At 59.2% G+C, this 24,951-nt stretch carries 27 protein-coding genes; 14 read left to right on the forward strand and 13 right to left on the reverse strand.

Annotated features, from left to right (window positions below; genetic code table 11):
- The first annotated feature begins 54 nt into the window (after nt 1-54).
- Together B0E33_RS05710 and B0E33_RS05715 are read left to right on the forward strand one after the other, a co-directional pair.
- Nucleotides 55-465 carry a TIGR02301 family protein gene (locus B0E33_RS05710; RefSeq protein WP_077290665.1) on the forward strand — a complete coding sequence of 137 codons (411 nt, stop codon included), beginning with the start codon at nt 55-57 and terminating at the stop codon, nt 463-465.
- A 191-nt stretch (nt 466-656) separates the two neighbouring features.
- Entirely contained in the window at nt 657-929 is a 273-nt protein-coding gene (locus tag B0E33_RS05715; protein WP_006933467.1) for a hypothetical protein, read from the forward strand.
- An 80-nt stretch (nt 930-1,009) separates the two neighbouring features.
- Here the strand turns inward: B0E33_RS05715 and B0E33_RS05720 are convergent, their stop codons facing one another.
- On the reverse strand, nt 1,010-1,585 hold the full coding sequence (locus B0E33_RS05720; RefSeq protein ID WP_208984439.1) for a LysE family translocator: 576 nt from the start codon (nt 1,583-1,585) through the stop codon (nt 1,010-1,012).
- A gap of 289 nt (nt 1,586-1,874) precedes the next feature.
- Between B0E33_RS05720 and B0E33_RS05725 the strand changes: the two genes are divergently transcribed.
- Both B0E33_RS05725 and B0E33_RS05730 read left to right on the forward strand, forming a co-directional pair.
- Nucleotides 1,875-2,564 (forward strand): hypothetical protein, encoded by a 690-nt coding sequence (locus tag B0E33_RS05725; protein WP_077290666.1) that lies wholly within the window; start codon nt 1,875-1,877, stop codon nt 2,562-2,564.
- A gap of 182 nt (nt 2,565-2,746) precedes the next feature.
- Nucleotides 2,747-2,959, forward strand: coding sequence for a hypothetical protein (locus B0E33_RS05730; RefSeq protein WP_077290667.1), 213 nt, complete (start codon nt 2,747-2,749; stop codon nt 2,957-2,959).
- 126 nt (nt 2,960-3,085) lie between these two features.
- On the opposite strand, the gene B0E33_RS05735 is transcribed toward B0E33_RS05730, so the two are convergent.
- Nucleotides 3,086-4,891 (reverse strand): tetratricopeptide repeat protein, encoded by a 1,806-nt coding sequence (locus B0E33_RS05735; protein WP_156912347.1) that lies wholly within the window; start codon nt 4,889-4,891, stop codon nt 3,086-3,088.
- Between the two features lie 497 nt (nt 4,892-5,388).
- Here B0E33_RS05735 and B0E33_RS05745 point away from each other — a divergent pair, with 497 nt between their 5' ends.
- The 7 genes from B0E33_RS05745 (at nt 5,389) to B0E33_RS05775 (ending at nt 12,803) form a co-directional block, all read left to right on the forward strand.
- Nucleotides 5,389-7,035 carry an arylsulfatase gene (locus tag B0E33_RS05745; protein WP_077290670.1) on the forward strand — a complete coding sequence of 549 codons (1,647 nt, stop codon included), beginning with the start codon at nt 5,389-5,391 and terminating at the stop codon, nt 7,033-7,035.
- Between the two features lie 110 nt (nt 7,036-7,145).
- Complete coding sequence (locus tag B0E33_RS05750) at nt 7,146-8,114, forward strand: HAD family hydrolase (RefSeq protein ID WP_077293151.1); 969 nt, start codon at nt 7,146-7,148, stop codon at nt 8,112-8,114.
- 106 nt (nt 8,115-8,220) lie between these two features.
- The gene (locus B0E33_RS05755) at nt 8,221-8,574 is read left to right on the forward strand and encodes a hypothetical protein (protein WP_145915829.1); all 354 of its coding nucleotides are present in this window, start codon (nt 8,221-8,223) and stop codon (nt 8,572-8,574) included.
- A complete protein-coding gene (locus tag B0E33_RS05760; RefSeq protein ID WP_077290671.1) occupies nt 8,571-8,951 on the forward strand; it encodes a hypothetical protein in 381 nt (126 codons plus the stop codon). Before B0E33_RS05755 ends, B0E33_RS05760 begins: the two co-directional genes overlap by 4 nt.
- Before the next feature lie 146 nt (nt 8,952-9,097).
- Nucleotides 9,098-11,053 (forward strand): multiheme c-type cytochrome, encoded by a 1,956-nt coding sequence (locus tag B0E33_RS05765; protein WP_077290672.1) that lies wholly within the window; start codon nt 9,098-9,100, stop codon nt 11,051-11,053.
- A gap of 179 nt (nt 11,054-11,232) precedes the next feature.
- Nucleotides 11,233-11,979, forward strand: a complete 747-nt coding sequence (locus B0E33_RS05770) for a transporter (protein ID WP_228148109.1) — start codon at nt 11,233-11,235, stop codon at nt 11,977-11,979.
- Between the two features lie 23 nt (nt 11,980-12,002).
- Nucleotides 12,003-12,803: a hypothetical protein gene (locus tag B0E33_RS05775; protein ID WP_156912349.1), complete on the forward strand. Its 801-nt coding sequence runs from the start codon at nt 12,003-12,005 to the stop codon at nt 12,801-12,803.
- 84 nt (nt 12,804-12,887) lie between these two features.
- On the opposite strand, the gene B0E33_RS05780 is transcribed toward B0E33_RS05775, so the two are convergent.
- Both B0E33_RS05780 and B0E33_RS05785 read right to left on the reverse strand, forming a co-directional pair.
- Nucleotides 12,888-13,208, reverse strand: a complete 321-nt coding sequence (locus B0E33_RS05780) for a DUF1330 domain-containing protein (RefSeq protein WP_062490148.1) — start codon at nt 13,206-13,208, stop codon at nt 12,888-12,890.
- 12 nt (nt 13,209-13,220) lie between these two features.
- A complete protein-coding gene (locus B0E33_RS05785; RefSeq protein ID WP_077290674.1) occupies nt 13,221-13,634 on the reverse strand; it encodes a hypothetical protein in 414 nt (137 codons plus the stop codon).
- Between the two features lie 130 nt (nt 13,635-13,764).
- Here B0E33_RS05785 and B0E33_RS05790 point away from each other — a divergent pair, with 130 nt between their 5' ends.
- A complete protein-coding gene (locus tag B0E33_RS05790; protein WP_077293153.1) occupies nt 13,765-14,583 on the forward strand; it encodes a helix-turn-helix domain-containing protein in 819 nt (272 codons plus the stop codon).
- Between the two features lie 18 nt (nt 14,584-14,601).
- Here the strand turns inward: B0E33_RS05790 and B0E33_RS05795 are convergent, their stop codons facing one another.
- Nucleotides 14,602-15,327 (reverse strand): class I SAM-dependent methyltransferase, encoded by a 726-nt coding sequence (locus B0E33_RS05795; RefSeq protein ID WP_055657970.1) that lies wholly within the window; start codon nt 15,325-15,327, stop codon nt 14,602-14,604.
- A 257-nt stretch (nt 15,328-15,584) separates the two neighbouring features.
- Nucleotides 15,585-16,295: a helix-turn-helix transcriptional regulator gene (locus tag B0E33_RS05800; RefSeq protein ID WP_077290675.1), complete on the reverse strand. Its 711-nt coding sequence runs from the start codon at nt 16,293-16,295 to the stop codon at nt 15,585-15,587.
- 91 nt (nt 16,296-16,386) lie between these two features.
- Between B0E33_RS05800 and B0E33_RS05805 the strand changes: the two genes are divergently transcribed.
- A complete protein-coding gene (locus tag B0E33_RS05805) occupies nt 16,387-17,994 on the forward strand; it encodes an FAD-dependent monooxygenase (RefSeq protein ID WP_077290676.1) in 1,608 nt (535 codons plus the stop codon).
- Nucleotides 17,991-18,170 (forward strand): hypothetical protein, encoded by a 180-nt coding sequence (locus B0E33_RS05810; protein ID WP_077290677.1) that lies wholly within the window; start codon nt 17,991-17,993, stop codon nt 18,168-18,170. Before B0E33_RS05805 ends, B0E33_RS05810 begins: the two co-directional genes overlap by 4 nt.
- Nucleotides 18,171-18,493: 323 nt before the next feature.
- On the opposite strand, the gene B0E33_RS05815 is transcribed toward B0E33_RS05810, so the two are convergent.
- From B0E33_RS05815 to B0E33_RS05845, 7 genes are read right to left on the reverse strand one after another with little or no spacing between them, the layout of a single operon-like run.
- A complete protein-coding gene (locus B0E33_RS05815) occupies nt 18,494-18,844 on the reverse strand; it encodes a RidA family protein (RefSeq protein WP_023001906.1) in 351 nt (116 codons plus the stop codon).
- 36 nt (nt 18,845-18,880) lie between these two features.
- Entirely contained in the window at nt 18,881-19,981 is a 1,101-nt protein-coding gene (locus tag B0E33_RS05820) for an NAD(P)/FAD-dependent oxidoreductase (protein ID WP_077290678.1), read from the reverse strand.
- Entirely contained in the window at nt 19,978-21,000 is a 1,023-nt protein-coding gene (locus B0E33_RS05825; protein WP_077290679.1) for a histone deacetylase family protein, read from the reverse strand. The genes B0E33_RS05820 and B0E33_RS05825 overlap by 4 nt, the downstream gene beginning before the upstream one ends.
- Nucleotides 20,997-21,485: a GNAT family N-acetyltransferase gene (locus B0E33_RS05830; protein WP_023001909.1), complete on the reverse strand. Its 489-nt coding sequence runs from the start codon at nt 21,483-21,485 to the stop codon at nt 20,997-20,999. The genes B0E33_RS05825 and B0E33_RS05830 overlap by 4 nt, the downstream gene beginning before the upstream one ends.
- 2 nt (nt 21,486-21,487) lie before the next feature.
- The gene (kce, locus tag B0E33_RS05835; RefSeq protein ID WP_077290680.1) at nt 21,488-22,417 is read right to left on the reverse strand and encodes a 3,5-dioxohexanoate:acetyl-CoA acetone transferase; all 930 of its coding nucleotides are present in this window, start codon (nt 22,415-22,417) and stop codon (nt 21,488-21,490) included.
- Between the two features lie 10 nt (nt 22,418-22,427).
- Entirely contained in the window at nt 22,428-23,783 is a 1,356-nt protein-coding gene (locus B0E33_RS05840; protein ID WP_077290681.1) for an aminotransferase family protein, read from the reverse strand.
- Nucleotides 23,780-24,865 carry an ABC transporter ATP-binding protein gene (locus tag B0E33_RS05845; protein ID WP_055657954.1) on the reverse strand — a complete coding sequence of 362 codons (1,086 nt, stop codon included), beginning with the start codon at nt 24,863-24,865 and terminating at the stop codon, nt 23,780-23,782. Before B0E33_RS05845 ends, B0E33_RS05840 begins: the two co-directional genes overlap by 4 nt.
- Between the last annotated feature and the right edge of the window lie 86 nt (nt 24,866-24,951).

A 24,951-nucleotide genomic window follows, 5' to 3' on the forward strand; every position in this document is an offset into this window, starting at 1 on the left:
GATCAACTTGCCATAGTGCTTGCGGTGCGGCGCCGGGTTCAGCATGATCCGCCCATGATCAAACGCCGCATGCACGTTTTCCTGTCCCGGACTGCTGTTGTTCTGGCCCTTGCGGCCATGTGCCCGGTGCAGGTTGTATCGGCGCAGGAAACCGCGATCGACGCGCCCCCTTACGAACAGCAACTCATGCGTCTGTCGGAGATATTCGGAGCGCTGCATTTCCTGCGACCGCTGTGCAAGGAAAGCGATAACCCGAGCTGGCGTGACCGCATGGAAGATTTCCTGGACGCTGAAACGCTGGACGAGAATCGCCGCCGAAGGTTCATTGAGCGGTTTAACCAGGGTTATCGTGGTTTCTCAGTTGCTTACCGAGAGTGCACAGAGGCTGCCCGTCTCGCAATGGGACAGTACTTGAGCGAAGGCGAGGTCATCATCAGCGACGTCACCAGTCGCTATGGTCGGTAATTTTCGCAGAAATCTTCAAATCGTTACGAGTTGGTTAACCTTTTGAATCAAATTTGTGGGTGGCCGTTAAGTTTGCGTTCACGGTTACTTATCAGCGCGGTTCGCCGTGCTAGGATCATTACTCAAGATTCGGGGCAGGAACACGCGGGAGTTGTCCCTCTTGCGTTCGGGAAGGACCGGTAAGGAAGCGAATGATAAACGACGATTACGCCGACGCGGCAATGGAAGCCGAATTTGCTGAAGACGAAGACATCAGACGTGCTGCACTCGGCTTCATTTCCGACGCCTGGGCCGAAGCCATCGCCAATGGTGTAGATGCGGACGCCGTCGCTCACGCGGCGATGTTCACTGCACTTGCGGATCTGGTTGCTGCCTATGGTGAAGATGCCGTGGCCAAATTGGCTGAAGGCCTGCCGGATCGTATCCTGCAGGGCGACTACACCGTGAACCGCGTACTTCAGTAAAACGCACGCTCACGACACGCATTCTGAAGAGGCCGGTTGCCCGGCCTTTTTGATTCAGGTGTATTTACGCCAGGCCCGTGCTACGTGATCAGCCCAACGCCTGCCGCTTCGAGCGCCAGCTTGAGATAGATCAGCGCGCCGAACACGACCAGCAGAAATCCGGCAATATGGTTGGCACGATCCAGCCAGAGATCGTCGATGCGCGACTTGAAGTGTGAAACGGACGCCGAGACCAGCACCCACCAGGTGGTCGCCCCTGCCGTAACCCCGGCAACCATCACCAATGCGCCGAAATGATCCCCCGTTTGGGGGCGATAGTCTCCGAGACCGCCAAATATCGCCACGAAGGCAAGCACTGCACCCGGATTGGTGATCGCCATGAAAAAGGCTGCGGTGGCATCGGCCAAAAATCCATGTTCTCTCGGATTGCCGTTCCTGGTCAGATGCGGATGGGTGTTCCAGATCTTGATGCCGAAAATGATCAGCAGAGCTCCGCCGACGATCTCGATGAGGTCGAACTGGCCTTCAATGAAATTGGTGACAGCGGAGATGCCGAAAATCGCAGCAGCCGCAAAGATGGTGTCGGCAACGACAGCCCCCAGCCCCACGAAGACACCCTGTCGAAACCCGCCATGCACGGCGTGTTGAATGGCCATGATGTTTACAGGACCAACCGGGGCTGTTGTGATAATGCCAACAAAAAACCCGATCAGTGCATATTCGAAAAACGACACGGCCGGTCCTTTTCTAGACCCTTGATATTACCTTTAAAGCGAACGGACCTCTCGATAGCGGCCCCGCGGCGTCGTGACAAGACAAGAGGAAATTCCAGTCCCGATGTTTTCAGTCTCGCATGAATTGTTTAAGGAAAGGCGCGGGGCGATGCCTGCTTGTGCCAGTGTTATACGACGGGGACCGGCAGGTGCGGATAAACGAGGAACTTTCATGAGTCGGATTTATCAGGCTGCGGTTATTGCCGCCGGTCTTCTGGCGGGCACAGCGCTCGCAGCCCCGGGTTTCGCCAAGACTGTCCAGGTGGAAACAATTCCGGTTGCGCCGTCCGAGCCTGAAAATGCACCTGCAATTCCGGCGGAAGACCTGGCAGCGCCCGAAGCTGGAGAGCCGGCAGCCGTAGAAGGTTCCAAAGCACCTACGCCGGCCAGCGCCGAGTTGCCTCAGGTGCTCTACAGCACGTCCTATCTGCCGAAACCTGTGCAGCGCATGCAGGCCCAGCTGAAGGAAGCAGCGCTTTCGGGCAACATGGAACGGCTGCGCATGGTGTTCGAGAGCAACGAACTGCCGCCTACGGTCTCGTTCGGGCAAATCGACGACCCGATAGACTTTCTGAAGGAAATCTCCGGTGACGGCGAAGGCTTCGAGATCCTGGCCATTCTCGCCGACATCATGGATGCAGGGTTCCTGCATGTGGATGCAGGCACACCTCAGGAAATGTATCTCTGGCCGTATTTTGCCCGTTACCCCCTTCACGATCTGACACCCGATCAGAAAGTGGAGTTGTTCCGGATCGTTACCGCAGGCGACTTTGCTGAAATGCAGGATTTCGGCGCCTGGACGTTTTATCGCGTCGGCATCGGTCCTGACGGCACGCTTCATTACTTCGTGGCCGGTGACTGACAATAGCCCCCCTCAGAACGCAAACCGCCAGATAAATCGGGCGCCTGTACCGATGGGGCTATTGCAGCAAAACAAAAAATCGTGACAATCAATACGAGCGCAAGAAGTTCATTACGCGAAAAGCACGTACTTGCGCCCCGCCTTCCAACTCCCGCCATCTGCGGCGCATGCGAGTGACCAATATGATTGTAAGATTTTTCTCTGCTGCCTTTCTGATTTCGCTTCTGGCCCTGGGCGGCTGCCAATCCAGCAACCAGTCCGGCGACGGCCTGGAGAACGGTAGCGCAGCGCCTCCGATCGGCGGCTTGAGTTCAGTGGACCAGGGCCCGGATGGCGACCCGGACGCTTGCGCAGGCGAAATGTCCGAAGGCACTTCGATGACACCGGGCTGCTAAGCGCCCGGAACCTGATCAAAACCTGCTTTCCGGAACGGCCGCAGCAAACAGCGCAACCGCTCCGGAAAGCTTCCGAGCTGCTTCGCCGGTGGTTGACCTTGACTGGTTTCAAAAAATCGCCGGACCTCACTGTCCGGCAGGGGTGGTCCAGCCTGCTTCCTTAAGTCCTGCCGTAAGGGAAGAAACTATCTGCTCGCTCGCCTGATGGGAGCGCAGGAAGGTACCAGGGTCACGGCCCAGGCCGGGAGAAACTTCCGCCATCTTTTCCAGCGCAGCACGAGCTGCTGCCTTGTTGCCGAGCTTCGATTGGGCAATTGCGACGAGACACCAGCTCACCCCGGATCCATCCAGGACGCCCTTCTTCGCGGCTGTCAGCATCTCGGCGTAGCGGCCATTCAGCAGATGATTGATGGCAATCAGATGGAAATACCAGCCCGGCGCGTTCCGCGTGCGCTCGATCGCCTTTTCCAGATAGGGAATGCCTTCCTCGAACTTTCCCACCACAGCCAGTCGCCAACCCAGCTGTGCCAGGGTGTCCGGATCGTTGGGATTGAGATCGAGCGCCTTCTTGGCGAGCCTTTCCCCTTCCTCGATATTTCCCATGTAATGATTGATCGAGGAAAGCGCCTTGAGTGCGAGAATGTTGTTGCCATCAAGGCTCAGGGCATGTGACGCGGCGTCCAGGGCACTGTCGAAGGCAAGTTCCTTGTCTCCCTCTGCAGCCAGACCGAAGCGCGCGGAATCCAGATAGAGCCAGCCCAGCATGGCCCAGGCTTCTACATAATCCGGATCCCGCTTGACCGCGCGGTTCAGGCACTCCTGAACCTTCGCATGCAGTTGCCTGGAAAAGTTCCTTCGGTAAACGTAGCCCCGCAGCACGCACTCGAAACTGTCGTTGCTCGGTTCACCTCCGGCGGGCAGGTTGCTCGCAAGTTCCGACTTGATGACGCCGTAGGGCTGACCGGCGACCGTCGCAATTTCCGAAGCGATGCTTTTCTCGATTTCCAGCAAGGTTGTTCGACTGCGCTTGCGATCGTAGCTGCCAGACCAGAGCACCCGCTTGCTGGGGCTGTGCACCAGCTTCGCACCGACACGGACGATCTCGCCTTCCGAGGCGACAGACCCGGAAATCAGGAAGGCGACGTTTTCCTGCCGGCCGATTTCAACCGGGTCAAAGGTTTCGCCAACCTTTCTGCCGGATGGAGGCCAAAAGATCCGGAAGTCCGGAAACCGGCTCAATGCAGTCATGATCTGCTCGGCAATACCCGCCGCCAGGATCTGTTGTTCCGGATCCGTCGACGTCACACTGAATGGAAGAACCATCACGGAAGGTTGGGAGGCCTCGAGCCGCACCTGTTGTGCCGGCTGAAAGAGCATCACGACTGCTGCCCCCAGCACAAGAAGCGCGAACAGGACCGCTCCCCCGGCAACCAACCAGGGCAACCTGGATGAGGTTCGCACAGATCTTGGTGACGCATTGACCTCTTCGGGCACATGAGAACCTGCCGTCTCATCGTTGCCGGTAGTCGAGCCGTCCCGTGCAGTCACACTGGCCAGATTGTCATGAAACTTCGGCGCATACTGGCCTTTGGGAATGGAAATGCGGATCGGATTCCGCGCGCCTTCTGCAATGTAGTAACTGTCCAGATCATGCCGCAGGCGGCGGGCCTCCAGACGAACGATCGGGTCTGATTGCGGGTCAAAGTTCTCATCACGACCGAAGACGGCCAATCCGATAGCGTAGCCCTTCAGCGTGTCCGCGCGCCCGGCCAACGCCTCCTCTATCAGGAACGTCAGCATGGCGCGGCGCTTGGGCGTTGCGTGAAAATGATCGCTTTGCAGGACACGGGATAGTTCCTCCCGAACGCGGGCCGGGCAATCGAACTCCTCCACATCTCCCGCTGCAACTATTTGTTGCCTGCCAGTCCGCATCTTTCCCCCTGAAAGGGCCGGAAAATAACTTTAACCGAACGATAGTCCAATGCCATGAGCTTTGTCATCTTTAACAAGTGACTTAACGCAAAAAGACGAACAACAGATTGCATAAGACTCCTGTTCGTACCTGTTCATACCTTGTAAGTGGCTTGAATCCCGTAGGTAATCTTGGTGGAATTTTCCTGGAGCCATCGACAACGGGGCAATGCCGTCATGCCGACAGCAGCTCTCATCACGCGTCGTTTCAACGTGGACGAACTTGCTGTCCGCCGCCTCTGCAACTCTCATCCTGCCTTCTTGTCACTGTGCGAGGACTACGCAACCGCATGTTGCGCCCTCGAACGCTGGCGGAACGATGAAGCAAAGGCTGCCGACTATCGCTCCGTGATTGAAGAACTTGAACGGGAAATATCAAGCTTCCTGACCGGAAGCGCACCTATCGACGGGCCGTCATCGGCCTACTCCACGAATGGTCCAAAAAGGAGCCATTAGGTATGTTGACCAGAATAGTAACCGGACTGGCGGTCGCAGGCATGGCCTGCACAGCGCTGTCAGGTGTCGCCTTCGCGCTAGACGCAAAGAAGCCCAACATCCTCTTCATTGTGTCGGACGACACCGGCTACGGCGACACTGGCCCGTATCTGGGCGGTGAAGCCCGCGGCATGCCGACGCCGAACATCGACAAGCTGGCTGACGACGGCATGATGTTCACGCATTTCTACGCCCAGCCCAGCTGCACGCCGGGACGTGCCGCCATGCAGACAGGCCGTATTCCCAACCGGTCCGGCATGACGACGGTGGCCTTCCAGGGCCAGGGTGGCGGCCTTCCCGCTGCCGAGTGGACATTGGCGTCGGTTCTGAAAACCGGTGGCTACGACACCTATTTCACCGGCAAATGGCACCTTGGTGAAGCGGACTACGCGCTGCCAAATGCCCAGGGCTATGACGTGATGAAATACGTCGGTCTTTACCACCTCAACGCCTACACCTATGCCGATCCGACCTGGTTCCCGGACATGCCGAAGGACCTGCGCGAGATGTTCGCGAAGGTCACAAAGGGGTCGCTCTCCGGCAAGGCCGGTGAAAAGCCGACAGAGGACTTCAAGATCAACGGCCAATACGTCGATACGCCGGACAAGGGTGTGGTCGGTATTCCCTATTTCGATGGCTACGTCGAAAAGGCGGGGCTCGAGTTTCTGGAAGAAGCCGCCAAGAAACCGGACACGCCGTTCTTCATCAACGTCAACTTCATGAAGGTGCACCAGCCGAACATGCCGGCGCCGGAGTTTGAAGGAAAATCGATCTCCAAGACCAAATATGCAGACTCCGTCGTCGAACTGGACAGCCGCATCGGCAATCTGGTCAATAAACTCGACGAGCTCGGTCTGTCCGACAATACGATTGTCTTCTGGACCACGGACAACGGCGCCTGGCAGGACGTTTATCCGGACGCCGGTTACACGCCGTTCCGCGGCACCAAAGGCACCGTGCGTGAAGGCGGCAACCGCGTTCCGGCAATCGTCCGCTGGCCCGGCCACGTCAAACCGGACACGAAAAGTGCCGCTGTTGTCGGCGGTCTCGACCTGATGGCCACTTTCGCTTCTGCCGCCGGCATTACGCTGCCGACCGAAGACCGCGAAGGCCAGCCGATCATGTTCGACAGCTACGACATGACACCTGTGTGGGAAGGTTCCGGAGACTCCGGCCGTAAAGCGTGGTTCTATTTCACCGAGAACGAGCTTTCCCCAGGGGCAGCGCGTGTCGGCAACTACAAGGCCGTTTTCAACCTGCGCGGCGACGATGGCGCAACCACCGGCGGCTTGGCAGTCGACAGCAACCTTGGCTGGAAGGGTCCCGACAGCTATGTTGCTACTGTTCCGCAGGTGTTCAACCTGCTGGACGATCCGCAGGAGCGCTATGACATGTTCATGAACAACTTCACCGAACGCACCTGGTATTTGCCGGTGATCAACAACGAGGTGACGGAACTCATGAAGTCCTACGTCAAATATCCGCCGCGCAAGCTGCAGTCGGAAACCTATACAGGCCCGATCACGCTCAGCCAGTATCAGCGGTTCAAATATGTTCAGGAGGCTCTTGCCAAGGACGGTTTCTCGATCGGCCTGCCGACCGGCAACTGATCTTCGAAGTAAATGAGCGTCCGCCCCGGCGACGTCCGGGGCGGACATAGCGTTGAACAACACGAATTTGGAAGGTTGCAGCTATGAAGGTCAAATTCCTCTTCGGCGCAATGGTCTCCGGCCTGTTGGGAGCAAGCGTCTGGATATCGGGTGCCCTTGCACAAACCGACCCGCTGCCATCGTGGAACGATGGCGCGAACAAGCAGGCGATCGTCGAATTCGTCGAAGCCGTAACGAGCGAAGGTGGCGCGGATTTCGTGGCACCGGGAGAGCGGATCGCAACCTTCGACAATGACGGCACCTTGTGGGTCGAGCATCCCATGTACACCCAGCTTGCCTTCGCATTTGACCGGGTGAAGGCATTGGCGCCGGACCACCCGGAATGGAAGACGACCCAGCCTTACCAGGCCGTTCTCGAAAACGACATGGAAGCCCTCGGCAAGGCCGGTGAAAAGGGATTGATGGAGATCCTCGCTGTCACTCATGCCAGCATGAGCACTGCCGAGTTCGAAAAGACGGTCACCGACTGGATCGCAACTGCCAGGCACCCGAAATTCGACAAGCCCTACACCGAGCTTGTCTATCAGCCGATGCTGGAACTTCTCGCATATCTGCGCGCAAACGACTTCAAGACCTTCATCGTTTCCGGTGGCGGCATCGAATTCATGCGTCCCTGGACGGAGAGCGTTTACGGGATACCAACCGAACAGGTGGTCGGCTCATCGATTGTCACTGAATACAAGGTTGTCGACGGCGTTCCCACCTTGATGCGGACACCCAAGATTGCCTTTGTCGACGACAAGGCTGGCAAACCTGTCGGCATCCTCACCCACATCGGCAAGCGTCCGTTGGCAGCCTTCGGCAACTCCGACGGCGATTATCAGATGCTGCAATACACGACTGCCGGTTCCGGCAAGCGCCTCGGCATGTTTGTCCATCATGATGATGCAGATAGAGAATATGCTTATGATCGTGATACCCATTTCGGGTCGCTGAACAAGGGGCTGGACGACGCCCCGAAGGAAGGTTGGCATATCATCAGCATGAAAGACGATTGGAAGCAGATCTTTCCGGAATAGATTTGCCGGAAAAGACACATGAATTGAACAGCAACTGGATTGCACCGCTTTCGGGACAAATGCCTGAATGGCCGCACCGGGGCGATGCAAGCTGCAAGGATAGATCATGAAAAGAATTTTTTGCCTCGCCCTCATGACAGGACTGGCATTTGCCGGCCCGGCGCTGGCGCACGACCCCCAAAAGATTCAAAAACGCATGGAAGAGCGCATGCGGACACTCGGACTGGATGTCGGCAATGCCTATGCCTGCACTCCGGACGACCAGAAAAAGGCGTTCCGAGACCAGGCCCGCCACCTGTTTGTACACGTCCTTTACGACCACGGTGAAGATGCTGCCTACGACTATGCAGCCTCTGTCGGCTTTGGCTCTGCTCGGGATCTCGAAAGCATCAACTGTGAAGAGCGGCTCGCCTATTGGGAAGACGTCAAGGAAACGCTGGAACTGGAGGAAAAGGAATGAGGCTTCGCACGATCAGACTTCTTGGTGTTGGCGCTGCCCTGCTCCTCGGCAGCAGCGGGATCGCAATGTCCCATGACGTTGTCCGCGGCGGATACCATGGCGGTTATCACGGGGGTTACCATGGAGGATATCACGGCGGTTACCACGGCGGATATCATGGTGGCCACAACGTGGTCGTGGAAAACAACAACAGCCATGGCTACTACGGCCGCCCCTATTACGGCCCGACTGGCGGCTACCTGGCCGGAGCGGCCGTTGGCGCAGCAACCGGTGCGCTGGTCGGATCTGCAATCGCCAGTTCGAACAGCGACAATGGTTGCCAGGTAACGGATGCCGCCGGCCAGAAACACGTCGTTCCCTGTTCAGACCTCGACTAGGCAACAACGAGACGAAGCCGTGCGGAGAAGCAGCCGGTAGGCAGCAGCTTCTCCGCATTGAGCCTGCACAAGCACCAGGCAGTGCCGGCAGAAACAGACGTCTCGTTTTACCCAGCGGCTTTGACGGAGAGGTTTGAGCGCACAGAATGTTGTTCACCCGATTGCTCGTCGCGCTCCTTGCCGTGCTCTGGTTCCAGAGCGCCAATGCAGCCGAAAACCTTTCTGCCGCTGTTCCGGACTATGCCGGAACAGCAACATGTACCGGTTGCCACAAGGCGGAAGCCGGCGCCTGGCGCGCTTCGCACCATTCCAAGGCATGGATGGAGCCCGGACCGGATACTGTCGACGCGAACTTCGACAATTCGCAGTTCACGCACAAGGGGCGCACCAACCGCTTCTTCACACGCGACGGCGACTATTTCATCGAGACGAGCGACGTTCCGGGTAAGACGCAAACATTCAAGGTGATCGGCGTCGACGGAATTGCTCCGCTGCAACAGTATCTTGTCGAAACGGAACCGGGACGGGTTCAGTCTTTCGACGTGGTCTGGGACCAGCAGAACAAGCGCTGGTATCACCTTTACGGAGACGATGCTCCACCGCCTGAAGACGGGCTGCACTGGACCGGACCTTACAAGAACTGGAACGCCCGCTGCGCCGAGTGCCACGCCACCGGCTTTGAAAAGAATTATGACCCCGCCACCAGGACCTACTCCAGCCGGCAGGCGGAAATCGGCGTCGGATGCGAAGCCTGTCACGGACCGGGGGCCGCCCATCTTGCCTGGGCGAAAGACCCGGAGACCTACGGCAAAAGCCCCTTCCCCGGAACCGGGCCGACCGGTCTTCTACCGGTGTTTGCAAAAGGCCAGCCGGAAGCGGAAATCCAGCAATGCGCAGGTTGTCATTCGCGCCGCGAAGCCTTTGAGGACGGCAATCCGGTGCCTGGTACACCGTTCCATGATGCCTACCGTTTATCGCCACTACGCGAAGGCCTTTATCACGCCGACGGGCAGATCCTTGACGAGGTCTATGTCTACGGCTCATTTCTGCAGTCAAAGATGTATGCCAAGGGCGTAAGCTGCAGCAATTGCCACGAGCCACACAGCGGAGAATTGCGCGCGGAAGGCAACGCCGTTTGCACACAATGCCACAGTTCCGCGGGCAACGAGGCGTTTCCGTCGCTGACGGGCAAGCTCTATGACGACCCTTCCCATCATTTCCATCAACCGGAGACGCCGGGCGCCGAGTGCAAATCCTGCCACATGATCGAGCGCGTCTATATGGGCATCGACGGGCGAAGAGATCATTCCTTCCGCGTTCCACGGCCGGATCTTTCTGAAAAGCTCGGCACGCCGAATGCCTGCAACGACTGCCACACCGACAAGTCTGCCGCCTGGGCGGCCGGAGAACTTGAAAAGCGGTTTCCGGACAGTCGTCACCGTGGGCCGCATTTTGCAGAGATCTTTTCGGCGGCACGGCAGAACCCGGGCGTGAACGCCGCGGACCTTCTGGCAGTCGCCCATCAGGCGAGCTACCCGGGCATCGTTCGGGCGAGCGCTCTGGACCTGCTGCTGCCTGTTGCGACTCCGGAGATCGCCGAGGCCGTCACCGACCTTCTGGCAGATCCGGAGCCAATCGTCCGCGCCGGAGCGCTGGCGTTACAGCAACCGGTTCCGCCAACCCAGCGGCTTCCGCGGATCATTCCTGCCTTGAGTGATCCGGTCAAAGCCGTCCGGATTGCAGCGGCCCGTCTCATGATCGGCGCTCCAATTGCCCATATGCCGGACCAAATGGCCGAGGCTGCGTCCAGAGCCACAACCGAATGGCAGCAGTCACTCGCGAACAAGGCGGATTTTCCGGAGACCCAGCTGGTACTTGGGGGAACCGCGCTCGTTCTTCGCAATATACCGGCAGCCATAGCAGCCTTTGAGGAAGTCACGCTGCTGGATCCGCAAATGATCAATGCCTGGGTAATGCAGGTACGCATCAAGATGGCAGTCGGTGACATGGCGGGAGCGCAGCTCAGTCTGCAAAAGGCCCTGGTTGCCAATCCTTCGGACCCGACATTGCAATCCTACAGGCAACAGCTTTCACAGCAATAAGACGAAAAGGCGTGCTATACTCCTGATTGCTATTTTCAGAAGTACATCCACAAAATCCGGAAGGATCTTCTGGGTCACATAGATGATTAGCCCCCTGCAAGGGCAGTTCTCTTGAGCATGGAAGGCATGAGACCATGAAGCAGTTGGTTACCTTGAGCGCTCTGGCGCTTTTCTTCCAGATGACACCCGCAGGCGCTCAGGATTCGGATCTCGCAAAGAAGCTCTCCAACCCTGTGGCGTCGCTCATCAGCGTCCCGTTTCAATGGAACTACGATCACGGATTTGGCCCTGCCGACGGCAACAAGATCACGCTCAACATACAGCCCGTAGTGCCGTTCTCGCTCAACGAGGACTGGAATCTGATCTCTCGAACGATCCTGCCCGTTGTCTGGCAGGATGACATTGCCGGAAATTCAGGCACGCAGTTCGGTCTCAGCGACACGACGCAGAGCTTCTTCTTTTCGCCAAAGGAGCCGACGTCCGGTGGGATCATCTGGGGCCTTGGCCCGGTGTTGCTGCTTCCGACAGGTACCGACGACCTGTTGAGCACCCGCAAATGGGGTGCTGGTCCGACGGGCGTCGTGCTACGCCAGTCCGGCCCGTGGACCTATGGCGGGCTCGTCAATCACGTCTGGTCCTACGCGGGAGATGACAACCGTAACGACGTCAATTCGACCTTCCTGCAGCCATTCCTGTCCTACACAACCGACGACGCCTGGACTTTTACGCTGAACTCGGAAAGCACCTATGACTGGACGGCGGACGAATGGTCCGTGCCGATCAACGCCATGGTTGCCAAACTAGTGACCATCGACAAGCAACCCATCAGCTTTCAGGCAGGTGTTCGGTATTATGCGGCAAGTTCCGACAACGGCCCGGAAGGCTTCGGCGCACGGGCTGCAGTGACCTTTCTTTTCCCGAAATAGGGACCCAACAGGGGCGGGGTAATATGAAAAGAGCTGCATTTCTACTGATTTTGGCCAGCCTGCTGACCGGGGGTGCTCAGGCTGCCGATCTGGCACAAGCGCCTGCTCCGGTTGAAACACCGGATGTGCGTGTCGACCGAGCGTGGAAGTTCGTCATCGCGCCTTACCTGCTTGCCCCGACCATTCAGGGAAACAGCCGTATCGGCCGATTGCCCGACACGTCGCTCGACGTTTCCCCCGGAACCATTTTCGAGAACCTACAATTCGGGGCGATGGGTCATTTCGAGGCGCTTTACGACAATCGTTTCGGCGCAACACTGGACGTGGCCTACATGGACCTTGGCAAGGGCCGGAGTTTCCCACGTGTCGGCGGCAGTATCGATGCTGGCGTCAAGCAATTGGTGACCGAAGCCTTCTTCGGCTACCGCTTCTGGCGTCAGGACCGGAACTGGGCCGAAGCCTATGCCGGGGGTCGCTGGTGGTACAATCAGCTGAAGGTCAATGCCAACACGCCGGCCAACACCTTTACCCGAACAATCACCGAACAATGGATCGATCCGGTGATCGGCGTTCGCGGGCAGGTTTTCGTGGCACCCAAATGGTCGCTGTTCGGCAGTGGTAACGTCGGTGGTTTTGGCCTGGTGTCGGACTTCACCTGGGGTCTGCAAGGCGGTTTCGGATATCACTTCAACGATCGTGTCGCGCTGCATCTGCAATACAAGGCAACCGGCGTCGATTACGACAACGACAAGTCCGGCCGATCCGCCTTCAGCTATGACACGGTCACACACGGCCCGTTGATGGGAGTTGCCATCAGCTTCTAGGACGCAGGCAAGGACAACAAGTCAAAAGGCCGGTTCCTCATCGGGACCGGCCTTTCCTTTTTGTGCTGCGACTTCGTCGGAAGATCACGAAAGCACATCCGTTGCCTTGTGATCCGCGTCGACACCTTCGATCAGGAACACCTCGCCCACCGCCTTGTTCAGGCGCAGTGGCAGGATCGTCCGGTAGGCCGGCGATGCATACCAGGCCTCGGCCCGTACCCGGTCAGGAAAGGCAATCACGATGAGGTCCCCCTGGAACGCGCCTTCCAGCTGATGTTTCTCGCCACCATGGATGATGAAGCGGCCGTCAAAGGGTGCCAGCGTTGCGTCGATCCCTTCCAGATAGGCCACGATGTCGGGCCCCATTTCGATTTCGCGCAGATGGCCGATGGCGTAACAGGTCATGGTCCGGCCTCTTCAAGCAAGCGGTTGCGCAATGACGGGCTGCGGCCTTGCGGCTTTCCACTCCAGCCAGGTGAAGCAGAGCACGACGACGGCCTGCGCCAAGAGGAACGCCCAGCCCAGCACGTTGGGAGCAATCAGGCCCGTCAACGGCAGCAGCAAACTGGCCAGCACCCAAAGAAGATTGCCGGCAACTACCAGGCTTGACGCCCAGACAGGCACCTGACCGGCAAACGCGAATACTCCCATGAAAACCGCTACCGGAAACAAGGCCAGACCTGCCCAGACCAGGAGCTCGCCTGGAAGTGCCGTCAATCCGGCAATCCATCCGGATGCGCCGACCAGCAGGACACCCATCACCGCACAGGTCAACGCGTCAAACCTCAGAACCACCTGTAACGGAACACCTGAATTCGATTTGGTCATCATCTGTCTCCACTCGTGAAATCCACCCGCACAGTGCGAGTGGCGATGACAAGAGGATTGCCAATCGATGTTCTGAAGTCGATTACTTCGCAGGTAATTGAATCTTCGAAACTGCACCGGCAGGGTAATGCTCATGAAACGAACAGCGGAAACAGCGGGTGACCTGCTGCGCCAGTGGCGACAACACCGGCGAATGAGCCAGCTTGCACTGGCCAGTGAAGCGGATATCTCTCAGCGCCACCTGAGTTTTCTGGAATCTGGACGGTCTCGTCCAAGCCGGGACATGGTGATGCATCTTGCCGAACAGCTGGATGTCCCCTTGCGTGAACGCAATGCCATTCTTGTTGCGGCAGGCCATGCCCCGCAATATCCGCAGCACGGGCTGGATGAGCCTGAACTTGCCGCGGCAACCGCTGTTGTCCGGCAGATCCTCGACGGACATTTGCCCCACCCTGCCCTTGCCGTGAACCGGCATTGGGAGCTGCAGGCCGCCAATCAGGCGATCTTTGCCCTGCTGGACGGCGTCGCGCCGCACCTGCTGGAAGCACCGGTAAATGTGCTTCGTCTCAGCCTGCACCCTGATGGTCTGGCCCCGCGCATCCTCAACCTCGGTGAATGGCACGCCCATATTCTTGCACGCCTCGCACATGAGGTAGATCAGTCCGCCGACCCGAAGCTTGCCGCGCTCAGGGAGGAACTCGCCGAGATGGCTCCGGACCGGTCGCGCAAATCACGGACCGAGGTACCGTCACAGAAAGGACGCATCGCCGTTCCGCTTTATCTGCAAGGCCTCAACGGAACCTTGAGCTTCCTGAGCACCACGACGGTGTTCGGCACGGCCGTGGATGTCACCTTGTCCGAAATCGCCATCGAGGCCTTCTTTCCCGCAGATGAGGAAACGGCAAGGCAGATGAGCGCCTTGAGCGCTGGAAGCGCGGGCGGCCGTTCCTGAACCGCCCGCGCTCCGGACTCAAACGCGTGCCTTGACGATCAGGATCATCGGGCGCTCCATCTCTTCCGCCAACGATGGCATGGCTTCGATCTGCTCTTCGCCGGGGAACCATTCCAGTACATGATCAACCGTGAAACCTGCCGCGATCAGCGTGTTGAGCGTGGTGCCGATGGTACGGTGGTATTTGACGACGCCATCGGCCAGCCAACTGGTTTCCCGTGCTCCTTCGCGAAGATACTGGTTGACCGGCCAAGACTTCCGGCCGTTCAGTTCGATCCATCCAGGTTCTACTGGTGCCATGAAGATCGGGTGTTCGATGCTGAAGACGAAACTGCCTCCTGCCTTGAGTGATCTGAAGATCTCTCCGGCCAGCCGGTTGAAGTCCTCGATATAGTGAAAGGCGAGCGAGCTGTAGACCAGGTCGAAGGCTGCTTGAGGCAGGTTCAGGGTTTCCAGGTCAGCAGTCCGGTAAACGATCGCATCGTCTTCGGTTTCGTCCCGCGCACGGGCGAGCATTTTTTCAGACAGGTCGAAACCGAGTACATGCGCAGCACCAGCGCTCCGGACCCAGCGGGCAAACCAGCCGAACCCGCAGCCGAGATCGGCAACGTGCAGCCCATTTGCTTCGGGCAACAGTGCCCGGATAGCGGGCCATTCGGGAGCCCCGTCAAGGCCGAACTGCGACCTGGGCAGCTGGCTGTAACCTTCAAAAAAGGCCGGTTCGTCATAGATGTTTTGTGCCATTTATTTCTCCATCAGAGTGCCGATGGACGGCGCGCACCGCAACAGGCAAAGCCCCGCCCGATCCGGCGGGGGTGCAGGTGCGCGAAACGCTTGAAACTCAGCGTACACAATCAGCCTGCATCCCGCCTATTGGGATGCAAGCGAACCGGGACACGATATGAGTATCTTCTTCGCACATGAGAGCATCATTAGGAGCGCCCTTGGTGCCTGTCAACGAGTTGCAGGTCTCTGACGCGGCTCGCCCTGGCGGGATAGAGCTACTTCCCGCAGATTGCGAAGAGGCCGGCTCTGGAGGCAATGCCAAGCTTTGCGTAGGCGCGTTTGCGGTATGTGATGACTGTCGAGGGAGCGACGTCGAGATCTGCTGCAATCGCCTCCGCCTTGCGACCTGACAGGATGCCCAGACACACCGAACGCTCCCGCTCGCTGAGCGCCGCCAAAGGCGGTGGCAGATCCGTGTCCGATGCCTTTTCGAAATGGAGCAGAGCCAGACGGCCTGCAAGGCGTGCAAGATCCGGATCACACAGGGGAGCGGCAGGATCGCTTTGATAGAGACTGACGAAAAGGCGCAGTTTTTCTCCGACCGCAAGCAATGTCGTCTTTGCCAGCATGCCGGGATTTTCGAAAAAGAGCTTCCGGTAGTCTGAGCTCATCCGGCCCTCGATCTCGGCGAGCCGGCTCAAGGTCACCGACTGAGGCGGTAACGCCACCAGATCAGGCAACAGAGGATCCTTGAAAAACCAACCGTCGAGATAGGTCTCGGCAAGTTTTCCGGCCATGACGGAGCGGCTGAAGTGCCACGACAGCAGACATCGAGCCTGCGTGTTCTCGATTGCAAAAACCATGATCTGGTCGACACCGAGCGTTTCGACAAACGAGACAAAGGTCTGGGCAAACCGATCCGTGCCCAGATCCGCGAGGCAGGCTTCAATATGACAGGCAGTGGTGTGTCCGTCCGGAGTGCTCATGAAATGCTGATAGCATGTCCTCCCCGAAAGGGGACAGACGCGAGACGGCAAGGCTCCTAATCTTCTGCCAACAATCAGGGAGGATCCTCAAATGAGGCCAGCCGGACGTGCCGAAACGGACTCGCTCTATTTCACCTATCCGCATTTCGAAGCGCCGACGGACCGTGCGCATCTGACCCGGTCTGCACGTGTTGCCATTGCCGGAGCGGGGCCGGTCGGCATGACTGCCGCGCTGGCACTTGCCCGAGAAGGAATTGCTTGCGTCCTGGTGGACGCGAAGTCCACCTTCAACGACGGCAGCCGCGCGATCTGTATCGCCCGACAGAGCTACCACATTCTCGACCGGCTTGGCGCAGTCGAGCCCTTTCTGGAAAAATCACTCGGCTGGACCACAGGCCGCAGCTTCTATCGCGGCAGGCAGATCCTCGAATTTGAAATGCCGGACAGTCCGCGCGAGAAATACCGGCCGATGTACAACCTCGAACAGCAATATATCGAGCAGTACCTGTGGGATGCGATCCAGCGGGAGCCGCTGATCGAAACGAGATGGCAAAGCCGTGTCTGCGGTCTGGAAGATCTTGAGCAGGGTGTGCGACTGACAATCGAGGATCCGCATCGCACTTACCAGATGACCTGTGACTGGTTGCTGGCGGCGGATGGTGCTCGCAGCACCGTCCGGAGCTTGCGCGGTCTGCGGCTCAAGGGCGAGAATTTTGAAGGCCGCTACGTGATTGCCGACGTCCAGATGGAGCATGATTACCCGACGATCCGACGCGCCCTGTTCGATCCGGATTGTCGCCGGGGCGGAACGATCCTTGTTCACAAGCAGCCCGACAATATCTGGCGCATCGACTATCAGCTTCGCGATGGCGAGGACGAAGCCGAAGCCATCCGCGAGGACACCGTGCGTGCCTCAGTGGCCGCCGTTCTGACGGAAATCGGTTATGACGGGAACTGGGACCTGGAATGGTGGAGCATCTATTCGGCCAACACCCTGGCACTGGATGACTACCGCGACGGCCGGGTGTTTTTCATCGGCGACAGCGCGCACATCGTGCCGATCTTTGGCGTACGTGGCCTCAACAACGGTCTCGCCGACGCCCACAACATTGCCTGGAAACTCGCCTGGGTACTGAACGGAAAGGCCGGTCCGGATCTCCTCGACAGCTACACGCCCGAGCGACGTGGGGCGACGCTGGATGTGTTTCGGAACGCCTCCAAGTCCGCCCGTTTCATGACACCTCCGACGGCAGGTTGGCAATTGATGCGCGACGCAGCTCTCAATCTTTCGCTCAGCCACTCCTTTGCAGGAGAGCTCGCCAACCCGCGCCAGATGACACCCTACACTTATGCCGACAGCCCGGTTGTTACCCCGGACGACGAAAACTTCGAAGGTGGGCCAAAACCCGGCGCTGTCTTGCCGAACGCGCGCGTTGGTGACGGGTTCCTGTCCGACTTGCTCGGTGACGGGTTCTCGCTGATCGCCTTCAGTAAAGAGGTGGCGGATCGTCTCGCCGACCTGGATTTTACCCGGGTCGTGCTGCAGCCGGGCTCGGAAGCAGCTGAAGTGCTCGCGGCTTCCGCCTGCAGTGCCTATCTTGTCCGGCCCGACATGCACATTGCAGCGCGCTGGCAAACCGCTTCAACAGAGGCAATCCGCCAAGCTCTCGAGCTTGCAGTCGCTGGAGGAAAAGCATGACACCCGCCGATCTGGAAACCGTTTACGAGGCCTTGGCCGAACAGCTCGATGCCATCGGATCCGCTCAACGGGAGCTTTACCTCGCCAAGCTCGCCTTGCTGCTGGCGCATGAGGTCGCCGACGCAAATCGTGCACGTTCGCTTGTTGCCGAAGCTGCCAACAATCTCGAAGTATGACGTCAGTGTCAACAAACAAAGCGTGTCGCGATCTTTCGAATTCAGGCGACACGCTTTTTCTCTTTTTAACGCACAGCCTTTTGCGTCATTCAGATTGACCCGCCCGACACTTTTGAGCGGCGGATTCTTTTGCAGTCAGCCCTCGGTACGTCTTCCCGGACGCAGCGGAGCGGAGATCCGGGACCGGTGAGCCGAGGCCTTTCGTTTGAGCGGCCTCAAAAGATAGCTCCTTGGCTCCCCGATCCCGGCTCGCGCTACGCTTGGCCGGGATGACGCCGGTGGGTGAAACCGGAAGCCCTGACTTCGAACCGGTCGACGTCGCTTTAAGCGAGTGCCGCGATGACGATGATCTCGACCTTGTATTCCGGGGCTGCCAGTTTGGCTTCACCGGTAGCGCGTGCCGGCGGGTTTGCCGGATCGACCCAGGCGTCCCAGACCTTGTTCATCTCGGCAAAGTCCTTCATGTCGTCCATCCAGATAGTGGTCTGGAGAATGCGGCTCTTGTTGCTGCCAGCCTGCTCCAGAAGGGCATCGATGCGCTCCAGGATCGTCTGTGTCTGGTTGGTAACGGTGTCGCCTGGATTGCCGACCTGACCGGCAAGATAGACGAGACCGCCGTGGATAACAGCCTGGCTCATGCGCGGGCCAACTTCCAGCCGTTTGATGTCGGACATGATTGAATTCCTTCTTGTCTTGAAAGAGACGCCCGCTCAGAACAAGCGGGCGGGATCGAGAGCAGCCACTACCTTCTCGGGCAGTTCGCTCGGACGCTTGAGACAAAGATCCGCAACGAGCCGGGAGAGCGCTGGGGCCGTTTGTACGCCGTAGCCGCCCTGACCGGCAAGCCAGAAAAACCCTTCCGCATCCGGTGCAAATCCAACCACAGGCGTGCGGTCCGCAACGAAGCTGCGCAGGCCTGCCCAATTCCGCTCGACGCGCGTGACGGGCATCGTCACGGCCTGCTCGAACCGGTGCAGACCTTCAGCCAGAACCATGTCATCTGCCCAGGCATCGTGCGGCTCAACCGGGTCTTCATCGGCAGGCGAAACCATGAACTTGCCGGCATCCGGCTTGGCATACCATTGCTCCGACGCGCTGGCGACGAGCGGCCATTTCGTGACATCGATACCATCTGGCGGCGGCACGATGGCCGCCGAGCGGCGCATGGGCACCAGGCCGACCTTGCGAACGCCTGCCAGACCCGCGATCTGATCCGCCCAGGCCCCGGCTGCATTGATGAGGACCGGCGCTTCGAAGGCCCCCTTGGGCGTCTCGACACGCCACTGCCCGCCGCTTCTGAGAATGCGCTGCGCGGGCGCTTCCGTGACGAACCGCGCCCCGGCCTTTCGTGCAAGCCGGGCAAAGCCCTGCAACAATCTGTCGACGTCGATATCCTGTGCGTCCTGCTCGATGGCAGCAGCGGCAATCGTTTCCTTGCGAAGCAGTGGAAACAGGGCGACAGCTTCTTCCGCCGTCAGGACTTCCATGCCGTCCGCACCCTCAAGATATGTGCGGAATGCCTCCAGTTCGTCCTCCGTCGCGATGAGCATTTCACCACGGGGCGACAGCAGGCTTTCCTCCGATATCCCTTCCGGGTTCTTCAGAACCGGCTCCGAAGCTGCATTCAAGGCCCGTAAGGTGGCATTGCCGTAGTTGCGGATGAAGATGGCGGCGGAGCGACCGGTCGCGTGTCGGCCAAGCGCATCTTCCATTTCCAGCACGGTGACCTTTGCGTCCGGTGCAAGCCGTGCCGCGGCCCCGGTGCCGGCTATGCCGCCGCCGATGATCAGAAAATCCGATGTCTCGATCATGCGTCCTGGAACCCTTTCAGGAAACTGCTGAGGTTCTGGCCGAGTTCTTCCGACAGGTAACCGCCTTCCTGCACGAACAGCACCGGCAGGCCGAGCTTCGCGATGGCGGCACCAATCCGTCCGAACCCGGGTGTGGTGATGGCGAGCCCCTTGAGAGGATCTTTTTCATAAGCATCGAGCCCCAGGGCAACAACCAGAATATCGGTACCGAATGCCCGAATGTGGTCGAAGGCCGTTTCCAGGGGTTTCAGGTACTCGTCATCCCCGGTGCCGCGTGCCAGGGGCAGGTTGAGATTACAGCCCCGTCCTGCGCCCTCGCCGCGCTCATGGCCGTGGCCCCAGAAGAACGGATAGAACCGCACCGGATCGGCATGCAGCGAAACGGTGAGAACGTCACCGCGCTCATAGAAGATGCCTTGCGTGCCATTGCCGTGGTGGACGTCGATGTCGAGGATCGCCGGACGCTTGCCTGCCTTCAGAAGCCTTTCGGCCGCAATGCCGGAGTTGTTGAGAAAACAGAAGCCGCCCGCCAGATCGGCGAATGCATGGTGACCGGGAGGGCGCGACAGCACATAGGCGGCCTGTTCCCCGGCCGCCATTAAGTCCGCGCCGTGGACCGCACTTTGGGCAGACCAATAGGCCGCTTCCCAGGTACCGGCTGCGATTGGACAACTGGTATCGGCCTGATGGAACCCGGCCTGACCGACTGCGGAGCGCGGATAACTTGCCGTGCGCCGGTCCGGATGAATGTTCGGAATGACCTCGTCGGATGCTCCCTCGATCCGGCTCCAGCGTTCATGGATGGTCTGAAGAAAAACGAGGTATTCCGCAGAGTGGAGAGCCGCAATCGGGCCGAGGCCATGATCTTCCGGCGCTTCGAAGCGGCACCCTGCTTCCTTGGCACCTTCGGTCAGGACCTCGATGCGCTTCGGCTGTTCCGGATTGGCCAGCCTGGTGCCGTTCGCCATGAAATGCTTGGGATCGTGCACCCATTGGCGGTCGTCAAAAATGGCTTTCATGAGCGGTCCCTCAATTTGTCGAGTGCCGGTGCGCGCAGATCGAAGACGGTTTCGCCTTCCCGAGGCGCAAAACCGAGCCGTTCATAGAAACGGCGTGCATCCGGATTGTCGTGATAAACGGCGAGCTTCAGAAAGATCGGCGTCCAGCTATCAGGCGCTAGATCCAGACTGGCGGCAAGCAGGCGCTGGCCCAGCCCTTCACCGCGCGCTTCTCCATCGACCCAAAGATCGGAAACATAGAGACCGGTGCCACCACGCGTCGTCGAAAAGACAGGCGAGGCCTGCAACACGCCGAGCGTTCGGTCGTCAGACGGCCGGATCGCTAGCAGCGCGAAGAAGGCGGGAGTTTCCGAGAAACCGTGGCGGATCACATCATCAAGACTGGCGACGTGAGTGTCGCCCATATCGGCCGAAAGCTGGAGCAGCGCTGCGTGAAGCCTTTCGGCATCAGCTCGTTCAGCCCGCCTGATCGTTATGTTGCTCATGATCAGAAGGCCGTCTCGCCGGCCCCTTTGAGGCCCAGCATCTGCCGGGCTTCTTCCGGTGTTGCGACCGTTCGCCCGAGTTCCTCGACAATCTTGCGGATCTTGGTGACCTGCTCCGCGTTGGAGCGGGCCAGCTCACCCTTGGCGATGTAAAGATTGTCCTCCAGCCCGACACGGACGTGCCCGCCCATGCTGGCAGCAATGGTGGCGAAAGGGATCTGCTGTCGGCCCGCCGCAAGAACGGAGAAGATATAGTCGTCGCCGAAAAGCTTGTCCGCCATCCGCTTCATGTGCTGCAGGTTTTCCGGGTCCGCACCGATACCGCCCAGAACGCCGAAGACGAACTGGATGAAGTACGGCGGCTTGACGAGCCCCCGGTCGGCGAAGTGGCGCAGCATGTAAAGATGCCCGACGTCGTAGCATTCGAACTCGAAACGCGCACCGCGCTGCTGGCCCATCTGTGTCAGCACGAATTCGATATCCCGCGGTGTGTTCTTGAAGACGAGATCATCCGTACCGCGCAGGAAAGGCTGCTCCCAGTCATGCACCCACGCGTCGTAACGGTCGGCCAGCGGATAGAGCGCAAAGTTCATTGTGCCCATGTTGAGTGAGCACATTTCCGGCTCGGCCTTCAGCGGACCGGCAAGCCTGTCCTCCAGGCTCATGATGGCGCTGCCGCCGGTGGACAGGTTGAGCACCGCGCCGCAGCCCGCCTTGATCTCCGAAAGGAAGGCCATGAAGTCGGCCTCCCTCGCCGACGGCTGGCCGGTTTCCGGATTTCGGGCATGAAGATGCAGGATTGCGGCGCCCGCCTCGGCAGCGCCTATCGCCTGGCCTGCAATCTCGGCAGGCGTCACCGGCAAGTGAGGCGACATGGTGGGTGTATGAATGGAGCCCGTGACGGCACAGGTGATGATGATCTTGTCTGTCATGTCTTGAATGTCAGCTGGCTCTGGCCTGTTGCTGCGAAATCCTGTCGAGAAACTGGCGGAGAGAAAGGTCGAGACCTTCGATGATCTCGGCAACATGATCCGGTGTCGAGATCATGGGAGGCGCAATCAGGAAGTGGTCGCCGCTGTAGCCGCCCCGCGTCCGGCGGGAATAGATGATAAGGCCATTCTCATAAGCAATATCGACCAGTTCGTTGAAGGCGTTCAGTTCCTTTGCGAGTGGTCTCAGGCTTGCACGGTCCTCGACCAGTTCGAAGGCCAGCAACAACCCTTCGCCGCGTACGTCGCCGATGATCGAATAGCGGTCCATCAGCTTCTTCAGTTCGCTCTTCAGGAGCGCCCCTGTTTCAGCCGCGTTCTGGCACAGGTTTTCCCGCTCGATCTCGTCCAGCACCGCCAGACCGGCAGAGCAGGCAAGCGGGTTGCCGGCATATGTGAAACCATGCAGGAAACCGCCATTATCAAGCACGTTGGTGACGATGTCCTTATGCGCAATCATGGCGCCCAGAGGCGCATAACCAGCAGCAAAGCCTTTGGAGATCACCAGAATATCCGGATCGACATTCCAGTGTTCACCGGCGAAGAACTTTCCGGTCCTCCCGCCACCGGTCATGACCTCGTCATGGATCAGCAGGACGCCGTAACGCGTGCAGATCTCGCGAATGCGTTGCATGTACCCCTTCGGCGGCACGAGCGCGCCGGTGGAGGCGCCACCGATCGGCTCGACAATAAAGGCCAGGATCGTTTCCGGGCCTTCGGACAGGATCTTCGCCTCCAGCATGTCGGCGTAGTGTCTGCCCGTTGCCTCGTCGTCCGGGTCCAGTCCGTCGAGATAGGCGCGCGGTGCCGGGATCTTCGGCATCGGCCGCATCATGGGGTCGAACGGCGCAGTAAGGGGTGCATAGCCTGTCAGGGCCAGAGCGCCGAGCGTGCAGCCGTGATAGCTCGGTTCGCGCGAGATGATCTTGTAACGCTGCGCCTGGCCGATCGCGATGGCGTTCTGGCGGGCCAGCTTGATGGCGCTCTCCACCGCTTCCGACCCGCCGGAAACGAAGAAGACCTTTTCCAGCCCCTCGGGCGCCAGTGCGGCGGTCCTGGCGGCCAGCAGTTCCGCAGGCTCTGTCTCGAAATGGAGGCGGTAACCGAAGGTGGACTTGTCCATCTGCTTGCGCATTGCCTCCAGCACGCGCGGGTTGGAATGGCCGATGTTGCAGACCATCGCCCCGGACGAACCGTCGAGATAGCGCTTGCCGTCGACGTCCCACATGTAGACGCCGCGCGCCTGGTCCAGAACAGGCCGGCGCTGACGAGACTGATAGAACAGATGAGAAGTTTGCGGACGGCTCATGAAGCAGCTCCAGGCAGGGCTGCGCAGTCGCGCGGACGGAAGCGAACGGAGACGTCCGAGCCTTCCTCGAAAGGGTGCTGATCGATCATGTTGATCACCTGAAGTTGCTGGTCGCCGACACGAACGAAATACCGTGCCGCCTGACCCTGGTAGTCCACCGCCTCGACCTTGCCGTCGAGCGCGATGCGATCATCCGCCGGAGCGGATTTTTCCGCCAGCAGAAGTTTTTCAGCCCGGATAACAAGCTGTGCAGGACCGGCCTGTGAAAGATTGGGGGCCTTTTCCCTCGGCACATTGATCTTGCCGAAGTAAGGCAGTTCAAGGGACAGCTCCTGCCCGTTCACGGCCTGGCACGTCGCTGGCAGAATGTTGGAGATGCCCAGGAAGCGCGAAACGAACTCGCTTGCAGGCGTGTTGTAAACCTCCTGCGGCGTGCCGATCTGCTCCACCCGTCCGTTGGACATCACCACGATCCGATCGGACATGGCGAGCGCTTCGGACTGGTCATGGGTAACGAAAACGGTTGTGATGCCGATCTGATGCTGGATGCGCTTCAGCTCGACGCGCATGTCCTCGCGCAGGTTGGCGTCGAGTGCGGACAGCGGTTCGTCCAGAAGCAGCACGTCCGGCTCTATGACGATGGCCCGCGCCAGCGCGATACGCTGCTGCTGACCACCGGAAAGCTGCTTGGGATAACGGTCGCTGACATGGGGAAGCTGAACCAGTTCCAGCGCATCGCGTACTTTCTTTTCGGCATCCGCCTTCGGGATGTCGCGGTATTTCAGGCCGAAAGCCACATTTTCGGCAATCGTCTTGTGGGGAAAGAGCGCGTAGTTCTGGAAGACGAGACCAAGGTTTCGCCTGTGGATCGGCACATCGTTGATGCGTTGACCCTTGATGGTGATGTCGCCTTCGGAAGGGTCGATGAGACCGGCGATCATCCTGAGGGTGGTCGTCTTGCCACATCCGGAAGGGCCGAGCAGCGTTACGAAGCTTCCGTCCGGGATGTCCATGCTCATCCGGTGAACGGCGGTAAAGCCACCGAACTTCTTGACGATATTGTTGAGGGAAACCGCGCTCACGCAAATTCTCCAGGTCCTGGGGAGAAGACGACCTTCCGGCAGCAACTGCCGGAAGGTGCTGGGTCAGTGATGGGGCCGTACCGGGC

This window comes from Roseibium algicola (assembly GCF_001999245.1).
GTDB lineage: Bacteria > Pseudomonadota > Alphaproteobacteria > Rhizobiales > Stappiaceae > Roseibium > Roseibium algicola.

Excerpts from the sequence above, each read along its gene's own strand:
- B0E33_RS05710 (WP_077290665.1), top strand. The coding sequence starts at position 55 with ATGATCAAACGCCGCATGCACGTTTTCCTGTCCCGGACTGCTGTTGTT.
- B0E33_RS05715 (WP_006933467.1), top strand. The coding sequence starts at position 657 with ATGATAAACGACGATTACGCCGACGCGGCAATGGAAGCCGAATTTGCT.
- B0E33_RS05720 (WP_208984439.1), bottom strand. The coding sequence starts at position 1,585 with ATGGCCATTCAACACGCCGTGCATGGCGGGTTTCGACAGGGTGTCTTC.
- B0E33_RS05725 (WP_077290666.1), top strand. The coding sequence starts at position 1,875 with ATGAGTCGGATTTATCAGGCTGCGGTTATTGCCGCCGGTCTTCTGGCG.
- B0E33_RS05730 (WP_077290667.1), top strand. The coding sequence starts at position 2,747 with ATGATTGTAAGATTTTTCTCTGCTGCCTTTCTGATTTCGCTTCTGGCC.
- B0E33_RS05735 (WP_156912347.1), bottom strand. The coding sequence starts at position 4,891 with ATGCGGACTGGCAGGCAACAAATAGTTGCAGCGGGAGATGTGGAGGAG.
- B0E33_RS05745 (WP_077290670.1), top strand. The coding sequence starts at position 5,389 with ATGTTGACCAGAATAGTAACCGGACTGGCGGTCGCAGGCATGGCCTGC.
- B0E33_RS05750 (WP_077293151.1), top strand. The coding sequence starts at position 7,146 with ATGGTCTCCGGCCTGTTGGGAGCAAGCGTCTGGATATCGGGTGCCCTT.
- B0E33_RS05755 (WP_145915829.1), top strand. The coding sequence starts at position 8,221 with ATGAAAAGAATTTTTTGCCTCGCCCTCATGACAGGACTGGCATTTGCC.
- B0E33_RS05760 (WP_077290671.1), top strand. The coding sequence starts at position 8,571 with ATGAGGCTTCGCACGATCAGACTTCTTGGTGTTGGCGCTGCCCTGCTC.
- B0E33_RS05765 (WP_077290672.1), top strand. The coding sequence starts at position 9,098 with ATGTTGTTCACCCGATTGCTCGTCGCGCTCCTTGCCGTGCTCTGGTTC.
- B0E33_RS05770 (WP_228148109.1), top strand. The coding sequence starts at position 11,233 with ATGACACCCGCAGGCGCTCAGGATTCGGATCTCGCAAAGAAGCTCTCC.
- B0E33_RS05775 (WP_156912349.1), top strand. The coding sequence starts at position 12,003 with ATGAAAAGAGCTGCATTTCTACTGATTTTGGCCAGCCTGCTGACCGGG.
- B0E33_RS05780 (WP_062490148.1), bottom strand. The coding sequence starts at position 13,208 with ATGACCTGTTACGCCATCGGCCATCTGCGCGAAATCGAAATGGGGCCC.
- B0E33_RS05785 (WP_077290674.1), bottom strand. The coding sequence starts at position 13,634 with ATGATGACCAAATCGAATTCAGGTGTTCCGTTACAGGTGGTTCTGAGG.
- B0E33_RS05790 (WP_077293153.1), top strand. The coding sequence starts at position 13,765 with ATGAAACGAACAGCGGAAACAGCGGGTGACCTGCTGCGCCAGTGGCGA.
- B0E33_RS05795 (WP_055657970.1), bottom strand. The coding sequence starts at position 15,327 with ATGGCACAAAACATCTATGACGAACCGGCCTTTTTTGAAGGTTACAGC.
- B0E33_RS05800 (WP_077290675.1), bottom strand. The coding sequence starts at position 16,295 with ATGAGCACTCCGGACGGACACACCACTGCCTGTCATATTGAAGCCTGC.
- B0E33_RS05805 (WP_077290676.1), top strand. The coding sequence starts at position 16,387 with ATGAGGCCAGCCGGACGTGCCGAAACGGACTCGCTCTATTTCACCTAT.
- B0E33_RS05810 (WP_077290677.1), top strand. The coding sequence starts at position 17,991 with ATGACACCCGCCGATCTGGAAACCGTTTACGAGGCCTTGGCCGAACAG.
- B0E33_RS05815 (WP_023001906.1), bottom strand. The coding sequence starts at position 18,844 with ATGTCCGACATCAAACGGCTGGAAGTTGGCCCGCGCATGAGCCAGGCT.
- B0E33_RS05820 (WP_077290678.1), bottom strand. The coding sequence starts at position 19,981 with ATGATCGAGACATCGGATTTTCTGATCATCGGCGGCGGCATAGCCGGC.
- B0E33_RS05825 (WP_077290679.1), bottom strand. The coding sequence starts at position 21,000 with ATGAAAGCCATTTTTGACGACCGCCAATGGGTGCACGATCCCAAGCAT.
- B0E33_RS05830 (WP_023001909.1), bottom strand. The coding sequence starts at position 21,485 with ATGAGCAACATAACGATCAGGCGGGCTGAACGAGCTGATGCCGAAAGG.
- kce (WP_077290680.1), bottom strand. The coding sequence starts at position 22,417 with ATGACAGACAAGATCATCATCACCTGTGCCGTCACGGGCTCCATTCAT.
- B0E33_RS05840 (WP_077290681.1), bottom strand. The coding sequence starts at position 23,783 with ATGAGCCGTCCGCAAACTTCTCATCTGTTCTATCAGTCTCGTCAGCGC.